The following is a 6,249-nucleotide window of genomic DNA, read 5'->3' on the forward strand; positions in this document are numbered from 1 at the left end:
CTGGCGCCGCGCCGCCGAACTCACCCCCGACCCCGCGCCCCGCGCCGACCGCCTCCACCACGCCGCCTCCGACGCCCTGCTCAGCGGTTCCCCGGCAGGCCCGCAGTGGTGCGAGGAGGCCCTGCGCATCACCCCGGACCCGGCCGTACGCGCCGCCATCCAGGGCCTGTTGGGCCGGATGTACACCTGGAAGGGCGAGACGGCGCAGGCGTACGGCCTCCTCCTGAACGCCGCCGACGCCGTACGCGACACCGACCGCACCCGCGCCTGTCTGCTCCTCGCGGAGGCCACGGCCGCCGCGCGCCTGGACGGCCATGTCCCGGCGGCGGTCCGCGTGGCCGAGGAGTCCCTCACCCTGGCCTCCGAGTCCGGCCCCGAACGCTGGTACAGCCTCACCCTCCTCGGCGGCGCCCTCGTCATGGCCGGCCGTACGGCCGAGGGCCGCGAGATGCTGGAGGCCGCCGACCGCCACGGCACCGGCGGCGACCCCGTCCGTGACCAGCAGGTGTACGCGATCGCCGGGCAGGCCTGGAGCCGTGTGGAGGAGTTCGTGCGGGGGCGCCGGCTGCTCAACACGGCCGTGGAGTCGGCCCGGCGGCACAGCGCGGTGGGCGTGCTGGGCTTCACCCTCGCCGTACGGGGCGAGTTGGAGACCCGGATCGGCCAGTGGGCCCCCGCACGCGGCGACTTGACGGAGGCCCTGCGCTGGGCGGAGGAGCTGGGGCAGCTGACATGCGTGAGTTACGCCCTGTACTGCCTCGCCCGCCTCGAAGCCCTGCGCGGCGACCGCGTCGAGTGCGAGGAGCATGTGGCGCGGGCGCGGCGGGAGTGCGGGGCGTACGGGATCGGCTGCCAGGAGTTCCACATGACGGCGGTGCTCGGCCTGTCGGCGCTCGCCCACGGCGACCACGACGCGGCCGCCGACCAGCTGGAGCAAACGTTGTCATTGGCCGTGGAGCAGGGCATCGGCAACCCGGAGGTGGTCCCGTTCGCGGCCGACCTGGCCGAGGCGCACGTACGGGCGGGGAACGCGGCGCGGGCCGCCGAGGTGGTGTCCTGGCTGGAGGAACGGGTCCGGGAGACGGGCCTCGCCTCGGCGGAGGCAGCGGCGGCCCGGGTCCGGGGGCTGCTGGCGGGGACACCGCAGGAGGCGGAGGCGTGCTTCGGGGCGGCGTTGAAGGCCCACCACCGCACGACGGGCCCCTTCGACTGGGCCCGGACCCTGCTGTGCGAGGCGGAGGTCCTGCGCCGCCACCGCCGCCCGGGAGCCGCGCGCGCACCGTTGGCCTCCGCTCTGGCCTGCTTCGAACGGCTCGGCGCGGTCCCCTGGGCCCGCCGCGCGGCGAGCGAACTCGCGGCGGCGGGAGGCATGTCGAGCACGGCCCGGTCGACCGCCGGCGGTATGGGCGGCGCGCTGAACCAGCTGACCCCCCAGGAGTTCCAGGTGTCGCGCGCCATCGCCCGTGGCCTCAACAACACGGAGGCGGCGGCGTCGCTGTTCGTGTCCCGCAAGACGGTCGAGGCCCATCTCACCCGGATCTACCGGAAGTTGCGGGTGCGCTCGCGGACGGATCTCACGCGGCTGCTGACGGCGGCGGATCTGGTGGACTGAGGGCGGTCCCGTGCCATCCGCTCCCCGGGGCCGTCTTCCTCGCGGGCGGGGACGGTCGTAGCCTGCCCGCATGATCAGTCACGGGCTGTTGGACGGGGTGGGGCGACGGATCGCCCTGCACGATGTGGACGACGAGAACTGGCGGGCCGTCGCGGACGTCGCTCCTCTGGACGGCCAGCGGCGGTACGTGCCGGCGCTGGCCGCCCGCTACCTCCTGCTGTCACTCCGCGAGGGCGTGTGGAACTCGCTCGCGGTCCGCGCCGACGACACCGTGGTGGGGCATGTCATGTGGGGGCGGGACGAGGACGGCTCGTACTGGGTCGGCGGGATGCTGATCGACGGTGGCGAGCAGGGCAAGGGGGTCGGGCGGGCGGCTGCGTGGACCGTGGTGCGATGGCTGGCGGACCGTTCGGACTGTGCGGTCCTGCGCCTGTCGTACCACCCGGACAACACCGCCGCCGAGCGCCTCTACACCTCGCTGGGGTTCCGGCCCGTGTCCACCACGGAGGAGGAGCAGGGCGAGGTGGTCGCCGAGTTGTCGGGCGCCGCCGTCCGAGAACGGGGAGCGCCGTCCGAGCGGTGACGGACGCCTGTTCAGCGGCGTTCCTCGAAGTGCGTCCCCGCGAAGATCCCCGCGGTCGCGCAACCGAGTGTCCCGGCGGTCACGAACAGCCCTCCGTCGTCGCCGGGCGGGACCAGCGGCATGTCCCATCCGAGCAGCCGCACGAACACCCACGCGTACGCCCACCCGGCCACCCCGAGGGCGGCGAACACCAGGGCGACCTTGCCGTTGGCCGAGGTGGGCAGGGAGCGGAGGTGGTCCAGTACTCGCCGTACGTCGAGGGCCTCCGCCTCGCCGCGCCGCTGCCGCAGGTGCTGTCCGTGGAGGCCGAGGAACACCAGGGCGACGAGGCACATGGCCACCGCGGCGGTCGAGAGGTGGCCCGCGCCGCTGTCGTCCCGGTCCGTCGATCCGAAGGTCCACACGACGGACCAGCTCCACATGACGGCTGCCAGGAGCATGCAGGCCGTATGAAGCCTTCCCCACTTCGAGGACAGCAGCTGGGTCACGCGTCTTCGGTCCATGCGGCCGGATGATATCGGCCTTGTCTGCACGCGCTGCGCGCTGTTGAGCAGGAACTTCGTCCCGCGTACAACCGAATCCGGTCACGATGACTCTATGAGGAGGGGCGGCCGACGGGGTCGGCCGACGAAGCGGTGGCGGACGGGGCGGGACTGATGAAGAAGCGGGGCGTTCTGCTGTGCTGTGGCGGGTTGGTCCTCGCCCTCGGGGTCGGGGCGGTCGTGTGGTGGAACTGGTTCCGGGCGCCGTACGCGCTCGCCGACTCGCCCCGGATCGATGTGACCGTGCGGGCCGCGAAGTCGAGGTATCCCGATGTCCGGGAGACCGCCGAGGACGTCGACACCGTCGTGCGGGCGTATGTGCAGCGGCTCAAGGCCGGTGACGTGGAAGGGCTGATGGAGCTGGCGGGGCCGGCGTACGACGGGACCCGGGTCGCGGCCTACGAGCAGGTGCGGGAGTTCGGCGAGGGCGCCCGCGGGCATGTCGACGTCACCGTGCTGGAGGGGGTCGTGGACTACTTCAATCCCGTCCGGCTCACCTACGACAGAACCGACCAGCAGCAGGAGTTGTTGCTGGTCAAGGACGACGGGTACTGGTGGGTCGCGCTGGGGGACGGTGATCCGGCCGCCGGGCGGTAGGCCGCTTCCGCGGTTCACCACCCCGCTGTTCACCACCCCGCGGGTTACTTCTCGTACAGCCCCTCGATCTCCGTCGTGAAGGACCGCTCCACGACCTCCCGCCGCAGCTTCATCGAGGGGGTGAGGTGGCCCTCCTCCTCCGTGAAGCCGCCGGGGACGACCGTGAACCTGCGGATGGATTCGGGGCGCGAGACGAGGCGGTTGGCCTCGTCCACGGCGCGCTGCAGGACGGATCGCAGGTCCGGGTCCGTGGCGAGGTGTTCGAGGGGGGTGCCCTGCTTGGCGTTCATCAGGGCCCAGTGCGTGATGCCCTCGGGGTCCAGGGTCAGCAGGGCGGTGACGTAGGGGCGGCGGTCGCCTATGACCATGGCGTGGGCGATCAGGGGGTGGGAGCGGAGCCAGTTCTCCAGCGGGGCCGGGGCCACGTTCTTGCCGCTGTCGGTGACCAGGATCTCCTTCTTGCGGCCGGTGATCGTGAGGTAGCCCTCGTCGTCGAGGTGGCCGATGTCACCGGTCGCGAACCAGCCGTCGGGGCCCGCCGGGACGACCCCGCCGGCCTGCGGGTCCCAGTAGCCGCGGAAGATCTGGCCGCCGTGGAGCAGGATCTCGCCGTCGGCGGCGATACGGACCCGCGTGCCGGGGAGGGGACGGCCGACCGTGCCCAGACGGGGCCGGTTGGGCGGGGTGACGGTCACCGCCGCCGTCGTCTCCGTCATGCCGTAGCCCTCGAAGACGTCGATGCCCGCGCCCGCGTAGAAGGCGGCCAGGCGGCGGCCGAGGGGACTGCCACCGCAGATGGCGTAACGGACCCTGCCGCCCAGCGCCTTGCGGATGCGGCGGTAGACCAGGGGGTCGTAGAAGGTACGGGCCGCCCTGAGCAGGGCGGAGGGGCCGGGGCCCGTGCCGTGCTGCTCGGCTTCGAGTGCCTCGCCGTAGCGGCGGGCCACGGCGGAGGCGCGGTCGTACGAGGACGCGCGTCCCATGCGTTCGGCGGAGGCGCGGGCCGTGTTGAAGACCTTCTCCATGACGTAGGGGATGACCAGGAGGAACGTCGGGCGGAAGGACTTGAGGTCGGCGAGGAGGTCCTCCGTGCGGAAGCTCGGGGAGTGGCCCAGGCGGACCCTCGCCCGCATACAGCCGATCGCCACCATGCGGCCGAACACATGGGCGAGGGGCAGGAAGAGGAGGGTGGAGGCCTCCTCGTCCGTCTTCGCGCGGAAGATGGGGTAGAGGAGGTCGATCGCGTTGTCGACCTCGGCGCAGAAGTTGCCGTGGGTGAGGGCGCAGCCCTTGGGGCGGCCGGTCGTGCCCGAGGTGTAGATGAGGGTCGCCAGGGTGTCGGGGCCGAGCACCCCACGCCGTACGGCCACTTCCTGGTCCGACACGTCCCGGCCCAGCTCGGCCAGCCGGTCCAGGTGACCCTTCTCGAAGACCCACATGTGACGCAGGTCGGGGATGCGGTCCAGCTCGGGGCCGAGGGCGGCCGCCTGGCCCGCCTCCTCCACGGCCAGCGCCACCGCGCCGGAGTCCTGGAGGATCCAGCGGGTCTGGAAGACGGAGGAGGTCGGGTAGACGGGGACCGTCACCAGGCCCGCCGCCCAGGCCGCGAAGTCCAGGAGCGTCCACTCGTACGTGGTCCGCGCCATGATCGCGATGCGGTCGCCCGGCATCAGGCCCTCGGCGATCAGGCCCTTCGCCAGCGCGAGCACCTCGGCGGCGAACTCGGCCGCCGTCACGTCCTGCCACTCGCCGTCACCCTTGTCGGCGTCCCTGTGCGCGTCGTCGTCCGCGTCCTTCTCCGTAGCCGTGGCCGTGGCACTGTGCTTGCGGCTGAGGACGACCGAGTCGGGCGCGTGGGACTCGTTGTCGAAGGGGATGTCCGCGAGCGAGCCGTAGGTCACGGGCGCGGCGAGCGCCGGGACGTACGCCTCTCGCACTGTGCCGTCCAGCCGCTTCAACTCGGGTTCCACCAGGGCGGGTTCGGTGTGTTCGAGGCTGGACACGGGCGACTCCTGGGCGTTCGGTGTGCCCGGATCGTACGGGGTTGGTGTGACAGGTTCGTGTGAGTGTGGCGATGGTCCGGAGATGGTCCGGGGCTGGGGATGTGCAGTGTCCCTGGCCGCTCATGCGCAGGTCAAGGGGCCGACGAGTTACCTGAGGGTCGTTCAGCTACGGGGCTACGAGACCACCTTGCCAGAGCCGTTACCTCGGGTAACCTGATGGTGGAGCAAGCGAGTGGAATCCGTCCCGTGGACCGGGCGCGAGAAGGATGCAGAGGAGACCGTTCGATGCGCACCCTCACGCTCACCGACACCCCGGCCCTGGGCCGTCTTCTCGCCCGGGGCGCGTTCCTCTCCCCCTGCAAGAGCCTCCGGCTGCCCCGTGAGCGCGCCCTGCGGGGAGCCGCGACGGGCCCCGGCACGGCCACCCGGCTCGTCCTCCCCGGCGTGCGGATCGACCTCGCCCGGCTCGCCGCGTACGAGCGTGTCTGCGGGTTCCCCACCGGGGAGGACGCCGTTCCGCTGACGTATCCGCACGTCCTCGGCTTTCCGCTCGCCATGCGGATCATGGCCGGCCGGGACTTCCCGCTGCCCCTCCTCGGGCTCGTGCACACGTCGATCGAGATCACCCGGCGGCGACGGCTGCCCGCCACCGGGGAGTACGAGATCACCGTGTACGTCGACGGGCTGGCACCCCATCGACGGGGCACCGAGGCGACGGTGGTGACCGAGGTGCGGGACGGGGGCGAGGACGCGGCCGGGCTCGCCTGGGAGTCACGGAGCACGTATCTCGCCCGGCACCGGCGGAGCGAGGTCGCGCACGCAGGGGGAAGCGCGGACGCGCGGACCAGCGGGAGGACGGAGGCGCGCGCCGGCGGGAGCGAGGACGGGCCGGCCTGCGGGAGCGAGGACGGG

5 protein-coding genes and 1 pseudogene are annotated in these 6,249 nt (G+C 72.6%); 4 read left to right on the plus strand and 2 right to left on the minus strand.

Features of this window, described 5'->3' with window-relative positions; all coding sequences use genetic code 11:
* A partial coding sequence (locus AWZ10_RS10985; protein WP_244172459.1) for a helix-turn-helix transcriptional regulator occupies window positions 1-1,612 on the plus strand: 1,612 nt, incomplete at its 5' end.
* Between the two features lie 70 nt (window positions 1,613-1,682).
* Window positions 1,683-2,195: a GNAT family N-acetyltransferase gene (locus tag AWZ10_RS10990; RefSeq protein WP_060890972.1), complete on the plus strand. Its 513-nt coding sequence runs from the start codon at window positions 1,683-1,685 to the stop codon at window positions 2,193-2,195.
* A gap of 11 nt (window positions 2,196-2,206) precedes the next feature.
* Here the strand turns inward: AWZ10_RS10990 and AWZ10_RS10995 are convergent, their stop codons facing one another.
* Window positions 2,207-2,698: a hypothetical protein gene (locus tag AWZ10_RS10995; RefSeq protein WP_159015098.1), complete on the minus strand. Its 492-nt coding sequence runs from the start codon at window positions 2,696-2,698 to the stop codon at window positions 2,207-2,209.
* A 153-nt stretch (window positions 2,699-2,851) separates the two neighbouring features.
* Here AWZ10_RS10995 and AWZ10_RS11000 point away from each other — a divergent pair, with 153 nt between their 5' ends.
* Entirely contained in the window at window positions 2,852-3,334 is a 483-nt protein-coding gene (locus tag AWZ10_RS11000; RefSeq protein ID WP_046706179.1) for a hypothetical protein, read from the plus strand.
* Window positions 3,335-3,378: 44 nt separating this feature from the next.
* Here the strand turns inward: AWZ10_RS11000 and AWZ10_RS11005 are convergent, their stop codons facing one another.
* Window positions 3,379-5,337: an AMP-dependent synthetase/ligase gene (locus AWZ10_RS11005; RefSeq protein WP_060890973.1), complete on the minus strand. Its 1,959-nt coding sequence runs from the start codon at window positions 5,335-5,337 to the stop codon at window positions 3,379-3,381.
* 285 nt (window positions 5,338-5,622) lie between these two features.
* Between AWZ10_RS11005 and AWZ10_RS11010 the strand changes: the two are divergent.
* Window positions 5,623-6,249 (plus strand): annotated as a pseudogene (locus AWZ10_RS11010) (hypothetical protein); the annotation flags it as partial.

Origin of the sequence: Streptomyces europaeiscabiei, assembly GCF_001550375.1 — a bacterium.
In the GTDB taxonomy this organism is placed as follows: domain Bacteria; phylum Actinomycetota; class Actinomycetes; order Streptomycetales; family Streptomycetaceae; genus Streptomyces; species Streptomyces europaeiscabiei.